Genomic DNA, 24,598 nt, shown 5'->3' on the forward strand with positions numbered 1-24,598 from the left:
TTCATTGGTAAGTTATGAATGTACACTATTTGAGCAGTTTTATGGCATGCCAATTTTCCAACATTTATTCTACATCACGCTGACTAACCTTTTTCGACCATCCCGCGTTATTTTAACGCCCGGTAAGCTTTCCAAATTTTTTGATGTGAGACCGGGAATGCGTACTTTTCAATTTCCCACGCCGGTACGCATTTCAACTCATCCGTTCCCTCTACCCGGTTTTTTATCTTTCCGCGGTAAACACGAATATCCCAAATTAAGTGGGTAAATACATGGCGGATTTCTGTAAAATAATCCGTTTCAAGCTCAGCTTCTATTCCGAATTCCTCAGAAAGATAATCTTTCAGCACCTGCCTTGCCGGCAAGAAGGAGCTTTCTTCCGTTTGGACAAATTCCCACATGTTTGCAAGCAGACCTTTACCCGGCCGTTTATGAATCACAATACGGCCGTCTCCATCCTCCAGTACCGCTGCAGCCAGCTGGATCTGTTTTTGTTTTTTTCCTTTTGATTTAACAGGGAGCACTTCTGTTGTTCCTTCAGCAAATGCCCGGCAATGGTCGCGGACGGGGCAAAGCAGACATGACGGTGATTTTGACGTGCAAACAAGCGCCCCCAGCTCCATTAACGCCTGGTTAAAAAAAGACGGGTTTTCATGTGAAATCAGTTTTCGTACGGCATCTTCAAAAATTTTCCGTGATGAAGGCTTGGCTATGTCTTCCCATACGGATAAAATTCTTGAAAGCACCCGCATGACATTGCCATCCACTGCCGGTTCCGGCTGGCCGTACGCAATACTTAAAATCGCGCCGGCAGTATAAGGCCCCACCCCTTTCAGCTTTGCCACTTCTTTAGGCGTTTTTGGCACAGTACCGCCGTATTTTTCCTGTACCTCTTTCACGGCAGTGTGCAGGTTTCGGACACGTGAATAGTAGCCAAGCCCTTCCCATTCTTTTAACACTTCATCTTCATCCGCATCCGCCAGCGCTTCTAGCGTCGGAAATTTTTCCATAAAACGCTGAAAATAAGGGATGACAGTATCCACCCTTGTTTGCTGCAGCATGATTTCCGACACCCAAATTTTATAAGGATCACTGTCGCGCCGCCATGGAAGATCCCGCATTTCCCTTTCAAACCAGGAAATTAAATCCTTTTGAAAGGCATGTATATCAAAACCTGTAAAATCGATTGGTAAATTTTTCTCCACTTTACATCCTCCAAATGATTGTTACATCCGCTTTTTGATGGGAAAAATATAAACGAGAAAATACTGTATTGTATTACTCATAACTGTTGCAATTCTTTTTAATTTACCATATGATGAAGGCATAATGAAAGAAATTAGCGCTTTACAACAGGACCAGAACCACTTTTAGGAGGAATAAGATTGGATACAGGAACCCATGTTGTAATGGGATTTGCACTCGGTGGTTTGGCAACATTAGACCCTGTAGTTGCACAAGATGCGGTTCATTTTCACAGCGTACTTATTGCCACGGTTTTAGGTTCACAGGCACCGGATATTGATACGGTATTGAAGTTTAAAAATAATGCGGTTTACATCCGCAACCACCGCGGCGTTACCCACTCCGTTCCCGCCGTTTTGCTGTGGCCGCTCGCCATTACGGCTGTACTCAGCATCTTCTTCCCGGGAACTGACGCGCTCCATTTATGGTTGTGGTCGTTTTTAGCCGTTTTCCTGCACGTTTTCGTTGATATTTTCAACGCGTACGGAACGCAGGCACTCCGCCCGTTTACTTATAAATGGGTTGCTCTTGGTGTGATCAATACGTTTGACCCTTTCATTTTCACAATCCATGTCATCGGCTTGGTCGCTTGGGCGCTTGGGGCACAGCCGGGCGCAACTTTTCTGGCCATGTATTTTATTATATTCCTATATTATATCGCCAAATTCCTGGCCCGTCACGATGTAAAAAAAGCCGTTTTGGCCATTATCCCGGACGCAGAAAATATCATTATTTCACCAACAATCCGTTTTAACCAGTGGAAAATTGCGGTGAAAACGAAAGATGCTTATTATGTTGCAAAAGCATATAAATCAGATATTACCGTGCTGGATAAATTCAAACGGCTGCCTGTACCGGAAAATGACATTTTGCAGGCGGCAAAACAGGATAAAAACTTATCGTCTTTCCTGAGTTTTTCCCCTGTTTACAGCTGGCAGGTAAAAGAGTATGAGGGCGGCTACCAGGTCCGTTTTACCGACCTGCGTTACCGGACAAACGGCCATTATCCGTTCGTTGCCGTTGTCAAGCTCAATCAGGATCTGGAAATTACCGGTTCCTATACCGGCTGGATTTTCAATAAGGATAAATTGAAGAAAAAACTTGATGTCGTGCCAAGATAAGGTGCGTTTCCTTATGTTGCAAAATACGCATAATAACCGGTGCGGGGGCTTTTCCCGTACCGGTTATTATTATAGGAGGGCTGTAACATGCGCAATAAAGAAAAAGGATTCCCGTTTCATCGTGACAATAAATTTGAAGGTGAGCCGCGCGCAAAAGCTGAATATGCTTCAAAGCGCGCGGACGGCACAACCAACACCCATCCGCAGGAACGCATGCACGCTTCAAGCCACCGGGGGCAGTAGGGCAAAAAGGGCTGTTAAAAAGCAGGGATCATTGCTTTTGGCAGCCCCTGTTCTGCTGCTGATCCGATTGGGAGTTTTCATTTTTTATTAGGGTCTCGAAAAGACCAATTCGCTCATGTTAAAACTTTCAAACTGTCTTAAGGCCCTTATAAAAGACATTTCTCAGGCCGGTTCAACTCGTTTTGTCCTTCCGGCATCAATTCCGCCTCATTTTGTCCTTTAGCGCCCGCCATGCTTATTCCTGCCGTCCCGCTTTCCTACATCCACTCCTTAAAACCTCATTTCACTTCTTTCAGCATCGAGATCGGCAGGGCTTCGATCGGTTTACCGCCGCTGATCCGGTAACCCCAGGCAAATACGCCTTCAATGTAGTCGATTTTAAAATAAGCGCCAGGATCCCCTTCGATCTCGTAAATTTCCCCTTTTTTAAAAGAAGCCGGATCGAGCAAATAAGACCTGGCCATTGCAATTTTCCGCTCCAGAACGGCAAATTCATTAACGATGCCAAGCTGCTCCGCTTTCCGCGCTTTCTCCGTCAATTGTGCAATTTCCTGCTTCAGTTCATACTCGCTCATTTCGCTGTACCTTTTTTCCATTTGTTCCATCCCCCTATTCCTGCTCCCGCAAATAACGTTCAATCATATCGAGCGGAAACCCTCTCCGATATAAAAACTGCTTTATTTTCTGTCCGTATTCATATCCTGACAAATTCCGGTATTTGCGCTTTGCTTTTTCCGCCTGCACCAAAAGCGCTTCCCACTCTTCTTTTTCCCCCTTCTCAAGATGGAGCCTTTCCATCGCCAATGCAATTATATCAGGCGGGTACCCTTTTCCTGCCAGCCCCTGCGCCACTTTTTGTTTTAAAAGTTTCTCCGAAAGCCTGGCGTGCTGCCTGGCCAGTTTTTCCGCATAAGCATAGGCTTGCTTCACTTGTTTCTCCGTATGAAATTCCTCAAGCGCTTTTTCAATAAGGTCTGGCGCAATACCTTTTTGCCGCAGTTCCATTTCAATTACAACCGGGCCTTTATACGTCGTATTCATTTGTGTGCGCACATAACTAGCGGCAAATTCCGCATCATCCAAGTACTGCATTTCATAAAGCTTTAAAATCACTTCCTGAATGACTTCAGGTGCAAAATCCTTTTTCTTGAGATCATCGCGAACTTCTTTTTCAGACCGCATCCGGTATGACAAAAACTGGATTGCAGTGTTGACCCCTTTTCGGACTTCATCCTGGGCCAGAATGGATTCGATATCGAGTTCGTTCAGTTCTTTCCCCTTTAAAAGTCGGAACCGCGCCAGCACTTCCTCATCAACACTGAAACGGTACTGGCCGTCCAGAAAAATATTGTAACGTTCTTTATTGTTTTTTTGAACAGAAATTTTTGTAATGACCGGCACACCAATACCTCCCTCGTCTCTTTATTTTACCATTCAAAGTGTAGGAAGCGTTAAATCGGGGAACACTAAATGAAAAAAGGAGGTTTTTGCAGTTGCCGAAAGACAAAAAAGTCCAAACAAAAAGCACGCTAAGAAGCATGCAGGAAGTAACCTATCAGAGAGAATTTAAAAAAGCGGACCGTGCCGGAGGGTATATGGACAAGGGGCGCAAATAATTACCTGTTTAAGAAAAACCTTTTGGGCAAAAAGTATGCTTGCGGGGCCTTCCGCAAAATGCTTGAAAGGGGTTTTCAGCATGGGCCGCGGGCATAAGCAGAAAACGCGCGATAAAAACAAAGCAACACTGCCGCAAGTACCGAAAAACATGAAAAGCGACGGGAAGGATATTGAATTTTCACGTGAACTTGCCGATCAGGACGATTTAGAGGCGCAAGCCCGTTCGGAAGCGGCGAAAAAAAGGGCAAAAAACAGAAGTTGACGGAGCAAAAGCGGGTGCCCGGCTGAGACCGGCTCCCGCTTTTTGTGGATATTGTGTATAATGCCTAAATTTCCCTATTTTCAAAAGCAGTGGTCTGTGCATAAAATTGTGCACATTTTTTGTGTATGAATTGTGGATATTGTTTATAACTTAAAATTAGCCTGAATTTCCTATGTTTTTCATGTGTATAAAACTGTGGGAAAATGTCACAGCTTCTGATCAGCCATTGTTTGTTTAGCGCTTGCAATCAGTTCTCGGATTGCTTCAGTATCGTCCTGCCTGAAAAGCTCGATAATTTTGCTGCCTGCAACGACGCCGGCACAGTAATTTGTTAGATGGCGGACATGTTCCGGTTTGGAAACGCCGAAGCCGGCAAGCACCGGTACCGGGCTGATTTCCGATAAGTAAGCCAAATAAGCCTCGATATTGTCGTGGAAACTCGTGCGGCTGCCGGTAGTGCCGGTGACCGTGACTGCGTAGAGGAAGCCTTCTGAACGAGCGGCAATTTCTTTCAGCCGATCTTTCGGGCTTGTAATCGCGGCAAGCCGGATCAGCGCAAGGCCACGCTTTTTCAGTTCCCCTGCAATGATCTCTTCTTCTTCAAGCGGCAAATCAGGAATGATCAGACCGGCAACGCCCGCTTCTACGCAGGAATCTGCAAATTTTTCCATCCCGAACGCAAAAATCGGGTTAAAATAAGTCATCAAAATAATCGGAACCTGCCTCGGATGGGCTTTTAAGTGGTCCAGCACTTTTTTGACCGTTGTGCCTTGTTTAAACGCGCGGAGGCCGGCAGCCTGGATTGTCGGGCCGTCTGCGACCGGGTCGGAAAACGGGATACCGAGCTCAATCGCCGTTGCGCCGCAGCTTTCTAAAAACCGCAGCTTTTTTTCGGTCTCCGCTAAACCGCCGTCCCCGGCCATAATATAAGGGACAAACGCTTTTTCATTACGGGCTAAAACATCTGCAAATGCCGCTTCCAATTTTTGTTTACCCATTCTTTTTCCCTCCCAGCAAGCGGCTGACCGCTTCAACATCTTTATCGCCGCGCCCCGACAGGCAAATCACAATGGAGTTATCTTTTCCCATTTCTTTGGCCAGTTTCAGCGCAAAGCTGACAGCATGGGCGCTTTCCAAAGCCGGAATGATGCCTTCCGTTTTGGAAAGCAGCTGGAAGGCTTCCAGCGCTTCTTCGTCGTTAATTGATGTATAAGTGACGCGGCCGATTTCTTTTAAATAGCTATGCTCAGGGCCAACACCCGGGTAATCGAGCCCAGCGGATACAGAGTAAGCTTCCTGGATCTGCCCGTCGTCATCTTGAAGCAAATACGTTTTCATGCCATGCAGAACGCCGAGCCTGCCATCGCTTAAAGAGGCCGCGTGTTTCCCGGTTTCAAAGCCGGCTCCCCCCGCTTCCACGCCGTACAATTTTACCATTTCATCCTGGACAAACGGATAAAACATGCCGATCGAGTTGCTGCCGCCGCCGACACAGGCGACAACCGCATCGGGAAGTCTGCCGGTCTGTTCAACGATCTGTTTTTTCGTTTCTTTCCCGATCACGCTTTGGAAGTCGCGGACAATTTGCGGGAATGGATGCGGTCCGACTGCCGATCCCATAATATAATGGGTGTCTTCTACATGGCTGACCCAGTAGCGCAGCGCTTCATTGACCGCGTCTTTAAGCGTGCCGCTCCCCTGCGTAACACTTTTAACCTTTGCTCCCAGCAGTTCCATCCGGAAGACATTTAATTTTTGCCGTCGGATATCTTCTTCACCCATAAAAATGAAACATTCGAGTCCAAGCAGCGCGCAAACGGTGGCGGTCGCTACCCCGTGCTGCCCGGCGCCTGTTTCGGCAACGACTTTCTTTTTCCCCATCCGGAGCGTCAGAAGTGCCTGCCCGACTGTGTTGTTGATTTTATGCGCCCCTGTATGGTTCAAGTCTTCGCGTTTTAAGAAAATTTTCGGACCTCCGCCGAGCTTTGTTAAGTTTTCCGCATAATAAAGCGGGGTTTCGCGGCCAACATATTGCTTCAACAATTCATTCAACTTCTGATGGAAGGCCGGGTCTTTTATTGCTTCATGATAGGCCTTCTCCAATTCATGAACTGCCGGCATCAGTGTTTCCGGCACGAATCTTCCGCCGAATGTCCCAAAGTGCCCGGTTTTATCGGGTTGTTTGTATGCTAACATAGCTGTCACGCTCCTCTAATTTTTGAAAAGCTTGTTTGGCTGCTGCCACAAAAGCTTTGATTTTTTCGGGATCTTTTTTCCCGTTTGTTTCCACGCCGCTTGAAACATCGACGATATGCGGCCTGACAGTGAGAATCGCTGTTTCAACGTTATCAGGCGAGAGCCCCCCTGCCAGCATGACCGTCCGCTCATTCGATAAATCTTTTGCCAATTCCCATTCAAAAGCTGTTCCACTTCCGCCGCGATATTTTCCACCCGGACTGTCCAAGAGCACAATATCGCAGCGGTAAGCTTTTAATGCGTCAATATCTGAAAGCGTTTGAACCGGAAAAGCTTTGATCACCGGATAAGGGATTTGGGCCGCTTGTTCCGTTGTTTCATCACCGTGGAGCTGGAGATAATCAAGGCAGGTCCTTTCTGCAATCTCCGCCATTCTTTCAGGGGTTTCATTGACGAACACGCCGACTTTTTCCACGTTTTCCGGCAATTGTTTTGCAATCAGCACCGCCTCATCTGGCTCAATTTTCCGTTTGCTTTCGGCAAAAACGAACCCGACCATATCGGCGCCCGCCGCAACAGCCGCCTGTGCCGCCTCAAGCGTTTGAATCCCGCAGATTTTCACTTTTCGTTTTTCCGGCACACCGGTGAGCCGTTTGACCGCTGCCAGCAGGTCTCCTGAGCGCATGAGCGTTTCACCGACTAAAATTCCTTTTGCACCGGCTCTTTCTACTCGAACAACGTCTTTCCGGGTGCGGATGCCGCTTTCGCTGATGATGAGGATTTCCGGATCATCGATTTTCCGTGCGAGCCGTTCAACAACGCCGAGATCCACTTCAAACGTCTTTAAGTTGCGGTTATTTATGCCGATAATGTCCGGACCCACTTGGAGCGCCGTCCCTAGCTCCTGTTCGGTATGCACTTCAAGCAACACTTCAAGCCCCTGGCCGCGCGCGTAACGATAAAGCTGTTCCAGGCGTTCCGGATTAAGTGCCGCAACAATCAGGAGAATGACGCTTGCGCCGTTTGCTCTTGCCCGGTCGATCTGGATTTCATCAATAATAAAATCTTTGCAAAGGACCGGTAGCCGGACCGCATCGCTTACTTCTTTCAAATCTTTGATCGTACCATTAAAAAAGGTTTCGTCCGTTAATACAGAAATCGCTCCGGCACCCGCTTTTTCGTAAGCAAGTGCCTGCTGAACCGGATCGACGACCGTTTTGATATCGCCTTTTGAAGGGGAAGCCCGTTTGATTTCGGCGATGATGCATGTTTTTTCCGCCTGCATAAACGTTTCATACAGGGAAGGGGCTTCCCGGTTTGCCGGCACGTACCTTTCTCCGGATGTTTTCAGGCGGGACACTTCTTTCTCTTTTTCGGCTAAAATTTTTTCCAAAAATGTCAAATCAAATCGCCTCCCGTGCCACATTGCTGCTGGCTTTCCTGAGCGCGCGCAGCTTTTCAAGCGCTGCCCCTGAATCGATGCTTTCTTGTGCTATCTTAATCCCTTCTTTCACCGTCTCCGCTTTTCCTGATGCAAATATGGCAAGCCCGGCATTGAAAAGCACCGTATCACGGTAAGGGCCTTTTTCACCTTTTAATACCGACAACAATATTTCACTGTTCTTTTGTGCATCGCCGCCACGGATTGCTTCGTTTGAATAATATGGAAGCCCCACATCTTCAGGCAACAGCGTAAATGTTGTGATCCTACCTCCGTCCAAAAGCGCTAAATGGTTTTCACCGGACAAAGAAGCTTCATCGAGATAACCAGCGCCGTTTACGACAAGTGCCCGTTTCCTTCCCAGATGACCGAGCACTTCCGCCATCGTGACAAGCTTGTCGCGGCGGTAAAGGCCGAGCAGTTGCGTTTCCAGATTCATCGGATTCGTAAGTGGCCCGATCAGGTTAAAAATCGTCGGTATCCGCAAATCTTTCCGGATTTTCATAATTTTCTTCAGGGCTGGATGGACATTCGGCGCAAACAGGAAGACGATGCCGATTTTTTCTAACAGGCTTTCAATTTCTTCAGCCGGAAAAGACAGCGAAATGCCGAGTTTCTCCAACACATCCGCGCTGCCGGTCTGGCTGGAGACGCTACGGTTGCCGTGTTTAGCGACTTTAATCCCGGCTCCGGCAAGCACAAATGCGGAAGTCGAGCTGATGTTAAAGCTGTGGCTGCCGTCTCCGCCAGTGCCACAGTTGTCCATAAGCCCGGAGACATTGCAGGGGATCGACACCGCTTTTTCGCGGATCACTTCGACCAGCCCGGCAATTTCTTCCGCTGTTTCGCCTTTAAACCTCAAGGTCGCCAAAAATGCGCCCTTTTCCCCTTCTGTCACTTCATCCGAGAACAGCGCCCGCGATGCTTCCCGCATTTCTTCAAACGTGAGGCCTTTTTGGGATAAAATTTTTTCAAGATATGGTTTCATATTGCTCATCCTTTCTAAGTTCGTGTAAAAAGTTTTTCAGCATTTGTTTGCCGGTTTCCGTTCCGATCGACTCGGGATGGAACTGAACGCCGCAGCACGGGGCGCTTTTATGTCTGACTGCCATGATTTCGCCGTCATCCAAAGATTCCGCAATAACTTCCAGCTCTTCCGGCACGGTTTTTTTATCAATCACAAGCGAGTGGTAGCGCATCACTTCAACCGGTTCAGGCTGGCCGGCAAACACGCCTTTTCCGTTATGCTGAATGAACGAAGTTTTGCCGTGCTTGATTTCTTTTGCTTTTGTGATTCTTGCCCCGAAAGCTGCGCCGATTGCCTGATGGCCAAGGCAGACGCCGAGGATCGGGATTTTCCGGTAAAGCTTCCGGACAACTTCGACCGAAATCCCGGCGTCTTCCGGCATACCCGGACCCGGCGATAAAACAATAGCTTCCGGCGCGAGCGCCTCGATTTCTTCTATGGTGATCCGATCATTCCGGAAAACCTCCACTTCTTCCCCAAGCTCGCACAAATACTGGTACAGGTTGTAAGTGAAAGAATCATAGTTATCGAGCAATAAAATCATTCGTCTGCACCTCCAAAATCGATCTTGCTTTATTTAGCGTTTCATCATATTCTTTTGCCGGATCAGAATCGTACACAATACCTCCTCCTGACTGCAGGTAGGCGGTGTTGTCTTTGATGAGAAGCGAGCGGATCGCGAGCGCGAAGTCGATATCACCGTTAAAGTTGATGTAGCCAACCGCGCCAGCGTACATGCCTCGCTTTTGCTTTTCCAGTTCATTGATTATCTGCATCGCTCGAATCTTCGGCGCGCCCGATACCGTGCCGGCCGGGATGCATGACACAAGCGCATCAATTCCGCTGAACCCGTCTTTCAACTTCCCCTGTACTTCCGAGACAATGTGCATCACATACTGGAACCGTTCAACGACCATATATTTATGGACACGAACGCTGCCGGGCACGCACACGCGGCCGAGGTCATTGCGGCTCAAGTCAACTAGCATTTTATGTTCGGCGAGTTCTTTTTCATCCTGGAGCAAGTCTTTCTCCAAATATAGGTCTTCTTCCGGCGAATCCCCCCGCGGCCGTGTGCCTGCAATCGGATTCGTGTAAACCATCCTTCCTTTTGCTTTGATCAAGCTTTCCGGGGACGCACCGAGGACGACATAGCTGCCGAAATCGAGATAAAACATATAAGGCGACGGGTTTGCCTTTCTTAATTTCCGGTAAAAATAAAACGGGTCGTGATCAATTTTCCCTTTCATGCGCTGCGAAGGAACGACCTGGAAAATATCGCCGTTTTCAATATATTTTTTCGCTTTTTCCACCATCCGCATATACACTGTTTTTTCGATTGACGGAACAAAATTGATCGGACCGTAGTCAACGAACGGCTCTGTTTCCGTCTGCGTAAAAATCGCTTTCTTCATGGCAGCAAGATTATTGTCAATGGCCTCCCCGTCTTCACCGGTAGAGACAAGGTAAACCGACTGGCTTTTATGGTCGTAAACCACAACATTTTGATACAACATCAAATGTAAATCCGGGATGCCGATTTCATCTTCCGGCACTTCACCGATATCTTCGTACTGGCGGATTGCGTCATATCCAATATAACCGACCGCCCCGCCGTAAAACGGGAAAGGAAGCGGAAGATCGAGCTTAGGCAGCAGCCTTTTGATAAGTTCGAGCGGCTTACCGTTTTTCTTTTCGTCCCGGCCTGACAAATGGTCAATCACCTGCAGCTCATCCGCCGTCCCAATGAATTCCTTCACCGGATCCGCTCCAATAAAAGAAAACCGGCCGTTGCTGTCATTCGGCAGCGAGCTTTCAAACAAAAATTTACGACTGCCATTTAATCTTTTAAAAATCATAACCGGCGTTAAAATATCGCCATTCAGTTTAATAATTTTGTACTGGAAGTTTATCTGTTCCATCATTCGCTCCCCCTTTATATTTGAAGTAAATAAAAATACGTCCTCTATCCGTGCAAGCATTGCTGCAAAGATAGAGGACGTTTTCCAACGCGGTGCCACCTCTTTTGAAAGGCTTTTAACCTTCCCGCTCATTCGGGTACGGAACGGATTTGCCGCTTTTATACCCTATCCCGGTAACGGGGGAAGCCGTGTTTCCCTACTTGTTGTTTCAGGAAACCTCTCGTAAGCCCATTCTGTAAAGGCAGACGTGCCGGACTCCCACCCGCGCCGGCTCTCTGGGACGCTGCTTCCTTACATACTCCTCTTACTCAACGATTTTTCTATTAAAAATATATTGTTGGTTATCGTAAAAATTGCTTTATTTTTTCCTTTAAACGCAAAAAGGGTTCCCGATCCATGTAAAGGACGGGGAACCCGCGGTGCCACCTTTATTGGCTTCTTCAGCCCGGCTTTGACGGTATCAGGGAAAACCTTAATACCTGCCTTTTGTAACGATAAGGCATTCGCCAAAGCCTACTCCAAAATCGTTTCGGTTTGGAAGCTCGGAAGCCCATTCACCTGCACATCATCACCGGTTTACACCAGCCACCGGCTCTCTTCGGAATCCATACAGGCTACTCTTCTTCTTCATCACCTGGAGTTTTCAATTGATTGATTATTATATTAATACTGAAATGGGGATATGTCAACCCTTATTCAAAAATTTTTTTAGCCCGTTTTTACATTCGGATAGCGGAACGAGATATCAAAAGCCGTTGCCTGCTTCAGCATGCTTTCCAGTGTGAGAAGGCATCAAAACTCCCTTTTTTATCTGTCCAGAAGCCATATTTTCTCTGATGCGGCCTTTTTCCTTTCTTAAAAAGCAAAAAAATCAAATACAGGTGCAATGACCCATTGATGAATCAAAGGGACGAAAAAATACAAAAACCCGGCTTCCGCACTAGGCAGAGAACCGGGGATTTAAATTAAAACTTATATTTTTTCACAATATCCTGCAAGTATTCTGCCAAGTAGGACAACGCCCTTGCCGAATCGGCAATATCGTCCATCGCCTTCAAATGGCTTTCAATAGAAGCGGCCATTTCTTCTGTTGCCGCTGCGTTTTCTTCGGCAATATGGGCAAGCTCATTCGCAGTTGACGTAACTTCCTGGACGGATGCGGAAATTTCTTCAGAAACAGCCGCCATTTCCTCAACCTGCGGCGTAATCTCTTTCATGTCATCCATGATCGTTTCGAATTTTTCGATCGTATCTTCCGAGCGGGCCACGCCGTCTTCTACATTTTTTGAAACCTTTTCCATTTCCCGCACGGAATCTTCCGTGTCGTTTTGGATTTTGGAAATCAAATTTTCAATTTCTTTTGTGGAATTTTGCGACTGGTCTGCCAGTTTTCTGATTTCTTCCGCTACAACCGCAAACCCTTTCCCATGTTCGCCGGCCCTTGCCGCCTCAATCGCAGCATTTAGGGCAAGCAAATTTGTCTGGGCGGCAATTCCTTTAATCACCTCAGTAATTTGGCTGATCTGCTTCGAATTTTCGTAAAGGGCCTGGATTTTCGTATTGGAATGGGTTACAGATTCGGCAATGGATCTCATTTGCGCCACCGTCTCACGCACAGATTCCCCGCCGGCTTTAGCATGCTCCAATGTCGTATTTGACAAGTTTGAAATCACCATCGTGCTGTCCGCCACTTTTTCCATTGCTTTTGCAATTTCCCCCATTGCCTGGGCGCTGCTTTCCGTCCCGTTCGTCTGCGTTTCCGCGCCGCTGGCGATTTGGGCGGCTGCGGTATTGATTTCATGGCTCACCGATGTCGTATTTTCCGCGTTGGCCTTCAGCTGATCAGACGAGGATACGACCATCTCCGCGCTTTTATCGACTTGGTCAAGCAAATCACGCAAGCTGTCCTGCATCTTTTTAAAACTTTCGGCCAGTTCGCCGACTTCATCTTTTCTCCGCACATCAATTTTCTCCGTTAAATTACCCCCGGAAATCTTCAGTGCAGCTTCTTTCAGGCGGCTGATCGGCTTTGTTACCGAACGGATGACAAAATAAGTTAATAAAGTGCCGAGGACAAGAAATATGAAAACGATAAGAATGGTTTTTTGGACAATCGGCTTCGCTGCGTGATCAATTTCATTTGAATACATCGTCCCGGCAATTTTCCATCCCGTAAGGCTGTCGGTTGTAAAAAACATTTGCCTTTCCTGGCCTTTATATGTATAAGTTGTGTGACCGGAAACTTTGCCGAATACGGTATCATATACTTTTTCTTTCGCGTAAGTGCCCGGTGTTTTCCCCGGCATCACAACATATCGGCGGGCTGAGTCAACCAGAACGGCATAGCCGTTTTGCCCGATTTTAATTTTTTTTGCCAATCGCTGGACAGCGCTCATTTTCATGTCCACAGCGACAACGCCGGATTGGTCTTTTGTCGTTTCCGCAATCGTAATTACTGTCTCTCCTGTAACTGCATCCTTATAAGGGGCAGTAATAATCACTTTTCCGGGATTATCCATAGCTTGCATGTACCATAGCCTTTGCCTCGGGTCGTAGCCCGACGGCAAATCGTTTTTCGGCCGGATAATCATCTTCCCGGATGCGGTGCCGACATAAACATTCAGGACATTCTCATTCAAATCGGCATATTGGCTGAACATATTCGTAATTAAGGATTGCTTTTTATAGGATGCGGATGAGATTTTTTTAGAAAAATAACTTACATCCTGCATCCGCGGTTGAATCGTGTCGCGCATAATCCCCTGCAAGAGTTTTACATTTTCTTCTGCATCACTGAGCATCTGCTTTTCAACCTGTATTTTTGCAGACTGTTCTGAAAAATATCCGATCAGTACAGATGGAATAAGCAAAATGGATAAAATGGATATAATCAATTTCACCTTCATATTCCACCGTACATGTTTTTTCAAAATGTTTTCCATCTGGTTCAACTCCTTTGGCTGATTTTTCTGTCTGTGCAGTCCCCTAATTTTTTTATCGTTTAGTATGATGGTTCATAAATAGTCCTTTTGCCCTATATTGCAAAAAGTGAAAAGAGGGAAGAAGGCCTACATTCCCATCACACCGCTTTTTCTTTTCAAATGTGAGGATTTTATGAACATATTTTCATCTCGAATTTAAGGCTGGACTTGGCAGGGAAAAAGCCGGCTGCCAATCTTGTCGATTACCGGAAAGAGGATTAAAACGCTTACTTCGTCAAAAAATACGGCGATTTTAAAATTATTTAATTTTTCCCTTTACATAAATAAAAACACCTGTTAGAATATTTTACACAGAGAAAGTTAACCCCATTGGAAAAAGTAATGATGAAGAAGGCGTATTTGCAAAAAGCCACAGAGAGTCGGTGGTTGCTGTGAACCGATGCTTTTGCCAATACAATGCCCAGCGCTTCTGAACTGGCCGGCTGAAATTGGAGTAGGCTGGACCCGGCACACGCCGTTATTTTGCCCAGAGGCTGCTTTTTCGCAGCAAAAGAGGGTGGCACCACGGTATATCACGTCCCTCATAACAAGGATCACCTTGTTATGAGGGCGTTTTATTTTTAATCTTTAAAAATGGAGGATTGACGCACACATGCTTTTTTGCAAGGAATCTTTATTCACACCCGGCCCGACACCTGTACCGGATCGAGTGAAACAAGCAATGAACCAGCCCATGGTGGCCCACCGCAGCGAAGTTTTTTCCAATAATCTCAAGCAGGTTGCAACCAGATTGATGCCGGTTTTCGGAAGCAAAGAACCGGTCATCGTCATAGCCGGCAGCGGGACATCCGCATTGGAAAGCGCCGTCTGCAACGTAGTCCATGAAGGCGACCATGTCGTTGTGGTTGTAACCGGGGTATTTGGGGAACGTTTTGCCTCCATTTGCGAGTCATACGGTGTCAATGTACACCGCCTCGATATAGAATGGGGAACCGCCTGCCGCCCGGAACAGCTTGAAACTTTCTTAAAAGGCCTGGAACACCCGGTCAAAGCCGTTTTTGCCACTTATTGTGAAACATCGACATCAGTTTTAAACCCGGTCAAGGATCTTGGGGCGGTCGTAAAACGGCTGACGGACGCGCTGTACATCGTCGATGGTGTCAGCTGTATCGGCGGCGTGCCGGTGGATATGGAAGAATACCAGATCGATATTCTTGTTTCCGGTTCGCAAAAAGCGCTGATGCTGCCGCCGGGACTTGCCTTTGTCGCAGTGAACAAGCGTGCCAAAGAAGAAATCAAAAACGGGCCGAAAAAACGGTTTTACCTCGACTTAAACCGTTATATCCAATCATATGATGAAGGGACGACAACGCCGTTTACCCCGCCTGTCTCAATGGTTTACGGCGCCAACGAAGTATGCCAAATGATTGAAGAGGAAGGTTTTGGCAATGTCATTAAGCGGCATGAAATTTTAAGGGATATGACCCGTGCCGGCGTGAAAGCCCTTGGTCTTCCGCTTTTAGTGGAAAATGATGCGGATGCCTCACCTACGGTTACCGCCGTCAAACCGGCTGACGGCAAAGCAAACGTGATCAAAAAATACTTACAGGAACATTTTTCTATGGCCATCGCAAGCGGGCAGAAGCAGCTGAAAGGGAAAATTTTCCGCATCGGCCATATGGGCTACAGCACCCCATTTGATGTTTTAAACGTTTTAACAGCATTGGAAATGGTTGTACACGAATTGGAAGGAAGAGATACATTTGGCATTGCGGTGAAAAAAGCAGAGGAGGTATGGAAAGCACATGTTTAAAATTTTGGTCACGGATAAAGTCAGCGAAGAAGGCCTGAAAAAATTATATGCACACAAAGATTTTATCGTCGAACATAAACCCGGGATCGCGCCGCAGGATCTGAAGGCAGTGATCGGACAGTATGACGGCCTGATCGTGCGCAACCAGACAAAAGTCACAAAAGACATTATTGAAGCGGCCGGCAATTTGCGCGTCATTGCCCGTGCCGGCGTCGGCGTCGACAATATTGATGTCGATGCAGCCACCAGAAAAGGAATCATTGTCGTCAATTCGCCGGGCGGAAATACCATTTCAGCAACAGAACACACTTTGGCCATGATGCTTTCCCTCTCCCGCAATATTCCTCAGGCCCACCGATCCGCTTCCAGGGGAAAATGGGAACGCGAAAAATTTAAAGGCGTCGAGCTTTTCAAGAAAACGCTCGGCATCATCGGAACAGGGAAAATCGGCACAGAGGTTACAAAACGGGCAAAAGCATTTGAAATGACGGTACTCGGTTATGACCCGTACTTAACGGAAGAACGTGCTAGCAAGCTCGGCATTAAGAAAGCGACGCTTGATGAAATTGCCGCGCAATCCGATTTTATTACCCTCCATACGCCGCTCATGAAAGAAACAAGGCACATGATCGATGAAACATTTTTGGCGAAAACGAAAAAAGGCGTACGCATCATCAACTGCGCGCGCGGCGGGCTTGTCGACGAGCAGGCGCTCCTTAAGGCGCTGAAGGAAGGCCGTGTCGCCGGCGCCGCTTTGGACGTATTTGAGAAAGAGCCGGAAATCACGCCGGGGCTTTTAGAACTGCCGAATGTGATTGTCACGCCGCATCTGGGCGCATCGACCCAGGAAGCGCAAATCCGGGTGGCCGTCGATGTCAGCGAAGAAATCATCAATATTTTTGAATCACAGGCAATCCGAAACGCCATCAATATGCCGCAGACTTCCGGGGAAAACTGGGAACGGATGGAACCGTACCTGCTCCTCGGCGAACAGGTGGCACAACTCGGCATCCAATTGCTTCGTGAAGCGCCGGAAAAAATTGAAATTACGTATGCCGGCGACTTGCTCGAAGAAGATACGAAGCTGTTGACGAGAACAATCATTAAAGGCATTCTCAGCCACCATCTCGGCAGCACGGTCAATCTTGTCAACGCCCTCCATCTGTTGAAAGAGCAGGGGCTGACTTACAACATCCAGCGGAATGCTTCGTTCAAGGGCTTCTCCAATTATTTGGAACTTTCGCTTTACAAAGAAGGCAAGCAAGTCAATATCGGTGCTTCGATCATCAACGGATTCGGCGGCCGCATCGTCAAATTAAACGATTACCGTGTCGATATCCGGCCGGAACAGCATCTGCTTTATATCCGGCATCTTGATATTCCGGGCATGATCGGCCAGGTCGGCTCAATCCTCGGCGATAATGACACGAATATCGGCACAATGCAGGTCGGCCGGAAAGAAATCGGCGGTGAAGCCATCATGGTGCTGACTTTAGATAAAACCGTCAGCCGCAAAGTGCTGGATCAACTAAGAGGTCTGATCGGCATGAAAGATGTCCAAATTTTAGAACTGACAACAGGATATACCTTTCAGGAAGAGCCCTTTGTAGAGGTGTAATGGGAAAAAAGCATTCACGCAGTACAGCGTGAACGCTTTTTTTGAATGGGAATGGACACATTTGAATACGACAAAAGTCCAGCCCGCTTTTCTGTCTCTGCTTACTGTACTTCCATTCGCAGATCGCCGGCTTTCGCCCATCCAAGTACTTTCAGGAAATGGTAAATGCCAAGTGTCGTAAAAATCGGCAAGATAATGCCCGATGCCACAAAGGCAAGCAACACACCGACGCCCTGGTTCGCCAAGATATTCAGTGGAGCGATCAAAGAATTCAAGCCAAGCCCGCCGAGTTCATACGGTACTTTCAAATGGAACGCCATCGTCGCAACCGGTGCGCAAATGAGCGACGAAATAAATGGTGGAATGACAAGGCGCGGATTTTTGATCAAATTCGGGAACTGTACTTTTGGTGTAATCAACGATTGGGCAATGTTTCCGCCCCAGTCATTCTGCTTCAACGACATTGCCGTGAAACCAACAAATTGCACTGTACATCCGATCAGAGCGGCTGCGCTCGAAACCGGGTCAAGCTGCAACGCAATCGCAAGTGCAGCCGAAGATGACGGCGACATCAAGAGAATGCTCCAAACAAGCGATACAACCATCGAACCTAAAAGTGGTGAACCTTGTACAGATGTAGTGATTTCCCCGCTCAGCCATTGCAAAAACGGTGTTGTCACAGCAGCCAGCCCGGCTCCGGCAACTCCGCCGACAAGAATAGACGCAAACGGAATAGCCATCATATCCAGCTTCGTTTTTCCTGTAATACGTTTCCCAACCCAGGTTGCAACAACAGCAGCCAGCACCGCGCTGACAGGCTGGCCCGTTGCGATCGTAATTAAACCATCCGATGTCGTGTGAATTGCATTACCGCCAACCGCCGCGCAGGCCATTGCGCTGAAAATAACCAAAGTATTGCCGCCGAGCTGGTATGCGACACCTGCACCAATCGCCGGAGCGAGCAGCGATTTCGTAGCGGCACCGATCGTAAGAAATCCGTCCCAGCCTAAAAATTTGCCAAATGTTTCAAATAATAGACCAAGCCCCAAAGTCACCAGTACTGCGTTCGCAATCCCTGCAGACGCCTTATAACTTCGATCAATGATGTAATCTTTTGTAGCCTGTTTCATCTTCCCCACTCCCATATTGTTGTTATAATATTCTGTAATCGTTACCCGAATAAAAAACCAACTGCAATAGGCGCTTTTATCTGTTTGGGCGCCTCATTTTTGGATGGTTGGCGGACTAAAACAAATCTAATTGTGTGAATATGTCAACACCGCTTCAGTATAAGAGAATGATGTGCAAAATTTCAGATTTAAGAAAATATATCATCCAGGTCTGCCCCTTTTTGCTTTGATGTTGAAATATTACATCAATTAAAAAATAAAGTCAATCTTATATTTTATTTAAAAATATTATTTTTTAACATTTTTTATCCTACTCGTAACGGTTTGCGCTCTTGTTCCGTTTAATATAAACTATTTCAACAAAGTAAGCTTGTTCGTTTTTCTCACCAAAAATTTCTTGTAAAGTTTTCACTTAACCTAATGCAAGCGCCATTTTTTGAAAATTCATTTTTCGTATGTGATAAAATATGCCATACAAAAAAGGCATGGCGGTGCATGCCTTTTTTGCTTACATAAAAATAGTTTTGAGATCTGTCACATTTTCAAAAATATAATCGGCGCCATGGGCTTCAAATTCAACCCTTGCCTCTTTGCCGGATAAGCCGGTTAAAATCCCGGCAAAAACGCAGCCCATTTTTTGTGCTGCCAAAAGATCAGCAAGTGAATCGCCGACGATTAAAACTTCTTTTCCGTTTTTAAGCGGAAGCGGGGTGTTCACACAATCACGGACAGAGGTCTGCTTTCCTTCTAAAGCGAACAAATAGGTGAAAGGATTCGGTTTTGCAAGCGGGGTGGCGCTGCCCAGTTCCCCTTCCGCCTTTAAAACTTCGTCCGCGGTCACAATATGGTTTTCATCAAATAAAGGCAGCCAACCCAGCGCGCGGAACGGCCCGTACGTTTCCAGCTGCGGCCTCCCCGTCCCGACGCCGAGGTTCAATCCTTTTTCCGACAGATAAGAAAATAAATCAGCAATCTCTTCCGGCCCGGCAAGCGGAATTTCTTCTTCCAAAAATCCTTTTTTCCCGGTTTGAACGCTTGGTTTCCCGGTGGAAGCAAGAATATGTTGGTCACCAACATACCATTCTTGGGAAGCATGTTCACACACAGACCAGAGCGCACCCTTTCTCCCAAGCGCTGTGCCGGTGATGCCGAATTTTTCAAAAGCAAGCTGATCCAATACCTTCAGCAAATCCTGTTTTGTTTCCGGCCTTCCCGCAAAATCTTTTAAAAATACCCCAAAATCCGTGGATACTTGATAGTTTGCAAGTATTCCGCGGATATCGCCTAGCACCTCGTAATCGATCTCGTGCGTCAGCCACTCCCGGATTTTGCCGGCCTCTTTTTCCTTAATCTGCGAAAGCAAGTGCAATAGCTGGCAAGTGAACGTTAAATAGATCATGTCCCAATTGGCGTTCATGCCTTGTGATTTTAGATGCCGGAGCACCTGGTCGTTTCGGAAAACTTCAGCCCGGATGCGTGTAATTTCTTCATCCGATAATGTGGTTTTAAATTTTTCCGGTGCAAGCCCTAAATAATGGCTGCTATGTATCATTTCCCAAACGGTTAAGCCCGAAGCGTCAAAATAGCGCTCTTCGCTTAGCAAAACACCGTCCACATCAAATAATACCGTTCGAATCATCTCTTCACCTCTTTCCAACATTAGTGTAACAAAATATTGCGTTTTTTCATATATTTTTTGAAGACTTTGTTAGCAAAACTGGGAAATGCGCAAAGAAAAGGCGCCTTGGGCAATATAAAGGTGAATGTCGCCTTAATATATTGCACCGGTTCGGCGCCCCGCTTTCTATAGTGAAACAAGCTTATGTTTTTTTTTGCCTGCCATTGCCAGCCGTTTGAAGTAGGAAATTTTATCCAGATCGGCATTTCCGCCGCTGACCACGATGCCGATATGCCTGCCGGGCACGCCCAGTTTGCCGCTCAATACGGCCGCAAATGCCGCGGCACCTGCACCCTCGACAAACATCTTCTCGCGCTCTAGCATATAAATAATGGCTGTGGCAATCTCTTCGTCGCTTACGATGACAATATCATCCACATACCGGCTGATCAGCGGAAAAGTAAGCTCCCCAGTTTCTTTGACGAGTATGCCGTCCGCGATGCCCGAGACATGGGCAAGCCGCCCGCTTCCCATTCCTTTAAAAAGGTTGTAGGCAGACGGAGCCCCTTCCGATTGCACCCCGATGACCCGGATTTTTGAATCATAATTTTTCAGCATGCAGGCCATGCCGGCAATCAAACCACCACCACCGACAGGAATGACCACGGTGTCGAGGTCGGCGCACTGCTGGATCATTTCAAGTGCAATCGTACCCTGGCCGGCCATCACTTCATAATCGTCAAAAGGGTGAATAAACGTTGCACCGCTGATTTGCTGGTCTAAAACAGCAGCTTCATAAGCTTCTTGAAAAGATTCGCCGGTCAACACGACTTCCGCGCCATACGCTTTTGTCGCCATGACTTTCGCGAGCGGCGTTTTTTCTGGCATATAAATTTTCGCTTTAATACCCTGCTTCGTTGCCGAAAAAGCCACCCCCTGCGCATGGTTGCCGGCGGACGCAGCAATCACGCCGTTTTTCCTCGCCGCACCGGACAGGTTCGTAATCTTATTCAGCGCGCCCCTGATCTTAAAAGAACCGGTGCGCTGCAAGTTTTCCATTTTAAAATATAATCTCGTTCCCGCCATTTCATTGAATGTCGCCGATTGGTTCAACGGCGTCCGGTGCACGATCGGCAATAAATTTTCAAACGCTTCTATAACGTCTTTCGTTTGTAAAGAATCCCCATTGTCCTTTTCACACTCCTACTTGTGCTGACGCTTCATATTTTGAAATTTCATCTTCAAGCAGCAATGTCAGCCCGATTTCATCCAGTCCCTTTAACAGCATATTCTTCTGGTACGGATCAATGTCAAAATGAATGGCTTTTTCCCCATTTAATACCACTTGTTTTTCAAGATCCACCGTCACATACAGCGATTGCGCCTCTGCAGCCTCCATCAGCTGCTTAACTTCTTCTTCCGGTAGCATAACCGTTAATATCCCGTTTTTCAGGCAGTTGTTGTAAAAAATATCGGCAAAACTCGGCGCGATGATCACTTTAAATCCGTAGTCCTGCAGGGCCCACGGCGCATGCTCGCGCGAGGACCCGCATCCGAAATTTTCTCCCGCAATCAGAATAGATGCGCCGGTGTATTTCGGGTCGTTTAAAGGAAAATCACCCCGTTTTTCCCCGTTCTCATCAAAGCGCCAATTATAAAACAAGCATTTCCCGAACCCTTGCCGCTCAATTCTTTTTAAAAATTGTTTTGGGATAATTTGGTCGGTATCAACATTTTTCCTGTCCAAAGGGAATACGAGGCCAGAAAAAGTTTGAAATGGCTCCATTTGCTTTTGCCCCCTTTACATGATTAATGCGCCGGCTTGATCCAGTTTCCTGACATCGACAAATTTGCCGTAAATCGCAGCAGCCGCTGCCATGGCCGGGCTAACGAGATGCGTTCTTGCGCCGGCCCCCTGCCTGCCTTCAAAATTCCGGTTCGATGTGGAGGCGCATCTTTCCCCGGCCGGAACGATATCATCATTCATGGCCAGGCACATGCTGCATCCGGATTCGCGCCATTCAAACCCGGCTTCTATAAAAATTTTATCCAGCCCTTCTTCTTCCGCTCGGGCTTTCACGCTTTGCGAACCAGGTACAACTAAAGCGCGGACCCCTTCTCTGACGTGCCGGCCCTTTACAATTTCTGCAGCCGCCCTCAAATCGGCAAGGCGTGAGTTTGTGCACGATCCGATAAACACATGCTGGACGGGAATATCGGTAATTTTTGTCCCCGGTTCGAGGCCCATATAGCGCAATGCTTTTTCAACCGCCTGGCGTTCACCCGGATCATCGATTTCCGCCGGATCCGGCAGTTTTTCGCTGACCGGCAGGCACATCGACGGGTTCGTTCCCCATGTCACTTGCGGTTCGATTTCGCTTGCATCCATTTCAAGCGTGCGGTCGTAAACCGCCCCTTCATCCGATGCAAGCGAAAGCCAGTAAGCCGCTTTTTCTTCAAAATCTTCTTTCGGCGCGTATTTTCTCCCTCGCAAAAACGAAATGGTCGTTTCATCCGGGCTGATGAGACCTGCCCTGGCACCGGCTTCAATCGACATATTGCAGACGGTCATCCGCTCTTCCATTGATAAATTACGGATTGCCTCCCCGGTGTATTCGACAATATAACCGGTTCCGACGCCGATGCCGAATTTTGCAATAATGGCGAGGATTAAGTCTTTTGCCGTGACGCCCGGACCGAGCTTGCCGTTGATTTTAATTTGCATCGTTTTCGGCCGCTTTTGCCAAAGTGTCTGTGTCGCCAAAACATGCTCGACTTCGCTTGTACCTATGCCGAACGCGATCGCGCCAAACGCGCCGTGCGTTGATGTATGGCTGTCCCCGCATACAATCGTTTTCCCCGGCTGTGTCAGCCCGAGTTCAGGCCCGATGACATGGACAATCCCCTGATCCGGATGATTGATCCCAGCGAGAGGAATGCCAAATTCCTGGCAGTTTTTTTCCAAAGTTGACATTTGTTTTTTCGAAATCGGGTCTTTTGAGATCCTGCCCCTTGTTGTGGCAACATTGTGGTCAACCGTTGCAAACGTCAAATCCGGCCTTCTCACTTTGCGGTTATTCATTCTCAGCCCTTCGAACGCCTGCGGGGAAGTAACCTCATGGACCAAATGAAGGTCGATATAGAGGAGGTCCGGCTTCCCTTCTTCTCGGTGGACCAAATGGTTTTCCCAAATTTTGTCGATAATCGTTTTCGGTGCCATCGTATCACTCCCATCCGTTGCTTTTTATTGTCTCCATATGTCATCCGCAGATGACGCCCCATTAAACTCCGGAAATCAATTGGAAACGCTGGACGCGGCTTCACTTTCGCCCAATTTTTCTATCAGCCTGCCGGCCAGTTCATCCGTGCCGACGATTTTGCCGTTCGGAACTTGCAGGTCACCTGTACAATATCCGGCTCTAAGCACGCCATCCACCGCTTTTTCAATTGCCTCGGCTTCTTTTTCAAGCCCGAACGAGTAACGCAGCATCATCGCGGCCGATAACACTGTGCCAAGCGGGTTGGCTTTTCCCTGGCCGGCAATATCCGGCGCCGAACCGTGGACCGGTTCATACATGCCGAACCGGTCGGAACGGAGGCTTGCTGAAGGAAGCATGCCAAGGCTGCCGGTAATCATTGAAGCTTCATCGCTTAAAATATCGCCAAACATATTTTCAGTGACAATGACATCGAATTGGCCCGGATTTGCAATGAGCTGCATCGACGTTGAGTCAACAAGCATATTGCGTACTTCCACATCCGGATATTTCGCTGACGTCTCCTCAACAATTTCCCGCCACATTCTGCTCGATTCCAGCACATTTGCCTTATCTACAGATGCCAGTTTTTTTCTTCTGATGCGCGCAAGCTGAAATGCTTTGTCTACGATCCTTTCAATCTCTTCTCTCGTATATTGCAGCGTATCCACAACCTCATGCTGTGCCGGGCCGCGCCTTTCGCTAGGGCGCCCGAAATATAAGCCGCCGGTCAGTTCCCTGACAATGACAAGATCCACATTTTCCACAAATTCCCGTTTTAACGGCGATGCCGAAAGGAGAGGCGCGTATGCTTTTACCGGGCGCAAATTTGCAAACAGCCCCATTTCTTTTCGGAGACCGAGCAGCCCTTTTTCCGGGCGGAGGGAGGCCGGATTATGGTCCCACTTCGGCCCGCCTACCGCACCGAGCAGAATCGCATCGCTCCTGCGGCAAATTTCAAGTGTTTCTTCAGGGAGGGGCGTGCCCGTTTCATCAATTGCCGCGCCGCCGATCAGCCCTTTTTCAAAAACAGCTTCATGGCCGTAACGGCCCAACACATTTTTTAAAACGCGGATCGCTGCGTCCATGACTTCCGGCCCGATTCCATCGCCGGGCAGAACAGCCATTTTCATTTCCATTGTATTT

At 47.6% G+C, this 24,598-nt stretch carries 22 protein-coding genes and 3 other annotated features; of the genes, 6 read left to right on the top strand and 16 right to left on the bottom strand.

The window, feature by feature from the left end; translation table 11 throughout:
* Nucleotides 1-107: 107 nt before the first annotated feature.
* Entirely contained in the window at nucleotides 108-1,205 is a 1,098-nt protein-coding gene (mutY, locus tag GBH70_RS02880) for an A/G-specific adenine glycosylase (RefSeq protein WP_151679616.1), read from the bottom strand.
* Nucleotides 1,206-1,385: 180 nt separating this feature from the next.
* Between mutY and GBH70_RS02885 the strand changes: the two genes are divergently transcribed.
* Both GBH70_RS02885 and GBH70_RS02890 read left to right on the top strand, forming a co-directional pair.
* Nucleotides 1,386-2,366 (top strand): metal-dependent hydrolase, encoded by a 981-nt coding sequence (locus GBH70_RS02885; RefSeq protein ID WP_151679617.1) that lies wholly within the window; start codon nucleotides 1,386-1,388, stop codon nucleotides 2,364-2,366.
* 87 nt (nucleotides 2,367-2,453) lie between these two features.
* Nucleotides 2,454-2,609 carry a small, acid-soluble spore protein K gene (locus GBH70_RS02890; RefSeq protein ID WP_151679618.1) on the top strand — a complete coding sequence of 52 codons (156 nt, stop codon included), beginning with the start codon at nucleotides 2,454-2,456 and terminating at the stop codon, nucleotides 2,607-2,609.
* 278 nt (nucleotides 2,610-2,887) lie between these two features.
* Here GBH70_RS02890 and GBH70_RS02895 read toward each other — a convergent pair whose 3' ends face one another.
* On the bottom strand, nucleotides 2,888-3,205 hold the full coding sequence (locus GBH70_RS02895; protein WP_151679619.1) for a YfhH family protein: 318 nt from the start codon (nucleotides 3,203-3,205) through the stop codon (nucleotides 2,888-2,890).
* Between the two features lie 13 nt (nucleotides 3,206-3,218).
* Nucleotides 3,219-4,010 (bottom strand): recombination regulator RecX, encoded by a 792-nt coding sequence (recX, locus tag GBH70_RS02900; RefSeq protein WP_151679620.1) that lies wholly within the window; start codon nucleotides 4,008-4,010, stop codon nucleotides 3,219-3,221.
* Between the two features lie 92 nt (nucleotides 4,011-4,102).
* On the opposite strand from recX, the gene GBH70_RS02905 reads away from it, so the two are divergent.
* Together GBH70_RS02905 and GBH70_RS02910 are read left to right on the top strand one after the other, a co-directional pair.
* A complete protein-coding gene (locus GBH70_RS02905; RefSeq protein ID WP_151679621.1) occupies nucleotides 4,103-4,225 on the top strand; it encodes a YfhE family protein in 123 nt (40 codons plus the stop codon).
* A gap of 80 nt (nucleotides 4,226-4,305) precedes the next feature.
* Nucleotides 4,306-4,488: a YfhD family protein gene (locus tag GBH70_RS02910; RefSeq protein WP_151679622.1), complete on the top strand. Its 183-nt coding sequence runs from the start codon at nucleotides 4,306-4,308 to the stop codon at nucleotides 4,486-4,488.
* 206 nt (nucleotides 4,489-4,694) lie between these two features.
* Here the strand turns inward: GBH70_RS02910 and trpA are convergent, their stop codons facing one another.
* From trpA to GBH70_RS02945, 7 genes are all read right to left on the bottom strand, one after another.
* On the bottom strand, nucleotides 4,695-5,486 hold the full coding sequence (gene trpA / locus GBH70_RS02915) for a tryptophan synthase subunit alpha (protein ID WP_151679623.1): 792 nt from the start codon (nucleotides 5,484-5,486) through the stop codon (nucleotides 4,695-4,697).
* Nucleotides 5,479-6,684, bottom strand: coding sequence for a tryptophan synthase subunit beta (trpB, locus tag GBH70_RS02920; protein ID WP_151679624.1), 1,206 nt, complete (start codon nucleotides 6,682-6,684; stop codon nucleotides 5,479-5,481). The genes trpA and trpB overlap by 8 nt, the downstream gene beginning before the upstream one ends.
* A complete protein-coding gene (trpC, locus tag GBH70_RS02925; protein ID WP_151679625.1) occupies nucleotides 6,659-8,086 on the bottom strand; it encodes an indole-3-glycerol phosphate synthase TrpC in 1,428 nt (475 codons plus the stop codon). The genes trpB and trpC overlap by 26 nt, the downstream gene beginning before the upstream one ends.
* A gap of 1 nt (nucleotide 8,087) precedes the next feature.
* Nucleotides 8,088-9,113 (bottom strand): anthranilate phosphoribosyltransferase, encoded by a 1,026-nt coding sequence (gene trpD / locus GBH70_RS02930; RefSeq protein ID WP_151679626.1) that lies wholly within the window; start codon nucleotides 9,111-9,113, stop codon nucleotides 8,088-8,090.
* Nucleotides 9,097-9,696 carry an anthranilate synthase component II gene (locus GBH70_RS02935; RefSeq protein WP_151679627.1) on the bottom strand — a complete coding sequence of 200 codons (600 nt, stop codon included), beginning with the start codon at nucleotides 9,694-9,696 and terminating at the stop codon, nucleotides 9,097-9,099. Before GBH70_RS02935 ends, trpD begins: the two co-directional genes overlap by 17 nt.
* On the bottom strand, nucleotides 9,677-11,077 hold the full coding sequence (gene trpE / locus GBH70_RS02940; RefSeq protein ID WP_371862227.1) for an anthranilate synthase component I: 1,401 nt from the start codon (nucleotides 11,075-11,077) through the stop codon (nucleotides 9,677-9,679). Before trpE ends, GBH70_RS02935 begins: the two co-directional genes overlap by 20 nt.
* A 67-nt stretch (nucleotides 11,078-11,144) precedes the next feature.
* Nucleotides 11,145-11,395: a binding site (T-box leader), on the bottom strand.
* A 77-nt stretch (nucleotides 11,396-11,472) separates the two neighbouring features.
* Nucleotides 11,473-11,714, bottom strand: a binding site (T-box leader).
* 325 nt (nucleotides 11,715-12,039) lie between these two features.
* Nucleotides 12,040-14,016 carry a methyl-accepting chemotaxis protein gene (locus GBH70_RS02945; protein WP_151679628.1) on the bottom strand — a complete coding sequence of 659 codons (1,977 nt, stop codon included), beginning with the start codon at nucleotides 14,014-14,016 and terminating at the stop codon, nucleotides 12,040-12,042.
* 372 nt (nucleotides 14,017-14,388) lie between these two features.
* Nucleotides 14,389-14,601: a binding site (T-box leader), on the top strand.
* Between the two features lie 67 nt (nucleotides 14,602-14,668).
* Between GBH70_RS02945 and GBH70_RS02950 the strand changes: the two genes are divergently transcribed.
* Both GBH70_RS02950 and serA read left to right on the top strand, forming a co-directional pair.
* The gene (locus GBH70_RS02950; RefSeq protein ID WP_151679629.1) at nucleotides 14,669-15,829 is read left to right on the top strand and encodes a pyridoxal-phosphate-dependent aminotransferase family protein; all 1,161 of its coding nucleotides are present in this window, start codon (nucleotides 14,669-14,671) and stop codon (nucleotides 15,827-15,829) included.
* Complete coding sequence (serA, locus tag GBH70_RS02955; protein ID WP_151679630.1) at nucleotides 15,822-17,447, top strand: phosphoglycerate dehydrogenase; 1,626 nt, start codon at nucleotides 15,822-15,824, stop codon at nucleotides 17,445-17,447. Before GBH70_RS02950 ends, serA begins: the two co-directional genes overlap by 8 nt.
* Before the next feature lie 101 nt (nucleotides 17,448-17,548).
* On the opposite strand, the gene GBH70_RS02960 is transcribed toward serA, so the two are convergent.
* The 6 genes from GBH70_RS02960 to leuB all read right to left on the bottom strand — a co-directional run bounded on the left by GBH70_RS02960 (nucleotide 17,549) and on the right by leuB (nucleotide 24,591).
* On the bottom strand, nucleotides 17,549-18,577 hold the full coding sequence (locus GBH70_RS02960; protein WP_151679631.1) for a PTS sugar transporter subunit IIC: 1,029 nt from the start codon (nucleotides 18,575-18,577) through the stop codon (nucleotides 17,549-17,551).
* A 508-nt stretch (nucleotides 18,578-19,085) separates the two neighbouring features.
* Nucleotides 19,086-20,216, bottom strand: a complete 1,131-nt coding sequence (locus GBH70_RS02965) for an HAD family hydrolase (RefSeq protein ID WP_151679632.1) — start codon at nucleotides 20,214-20,216, stop codon at nucleotides 19,086-19,088.
* 165 nt (nucleotides 20,217-20,381) lie between these two features.
* The gene (gene ilvA, locus GBH70_RS02970; protein ID WP_371862166.1) at nucleotides 20,382-21,353 is read right to left on the bottom strand and encodes a threonine ammonia-lyase; all 972 of its coding nucleotides are present in this window, start codon (nucleotides 21,351-21,353) and stop codon (nucleotides 20,382-20,384) included.
* 37 nt (nucleotides 21,354-21,390) lie between these two features.
* Nucleotides 21,391-21,981, bottom strand: a complete 591-nt coding sequence (gene leuD, locus GBH70_RS02975) for a 3-isopropylmalate dehydratase small subunit (protein ID WP_151679633.1) — start codon at nucleotides 21,979-21,981, stop codon at nucleotides 21,391-21,393.
* 15 nt (nucleotides 21,982-21,996) lie between these two features.
* Nucleotides 21,997-23,415: a 3-isopropylmalate dehydratase large subunit gene (gene leuC / locus GBH70_RS02980; RefSeq protein ID WP_151679634.1), complete on the bottom strand. Its 1,419-nt coding sequence runs from the start codon at nucleotides 23,413-23,415 to the stop codon at nucleotides 21,997-21,999.
* A 75-nt stretch (nucleotides 23,416-23,490) separates the two neighbouring features.
* Nucleotides 23,491-24,591 carry a 3-isopropylmalate dehydrogenase gene (gene leuB / locus GBH70_RS02985; RefSeq protein ID WP_151679635.1) on the bottom strand — a complete coding sequence of 367 codons (1,101 nt, stop codon included), beginning with the start codon at nucleotides 24,589-24,591 and terminating at the stop codon, nucleotides 23,491-23,493.
* Nucleotides 24,592-24,598: the final 7 nt, after the last annotated feature.

Source organism: Weizmannia acidilactici, assembly GCF_008974225.1.
Classification (GTDB): domain Bacteria; phylum Bacillota; class Bacilli; order Bacillales; family Bacillaceae_C; genus Weizmannia; species Weizmannia acidilactici.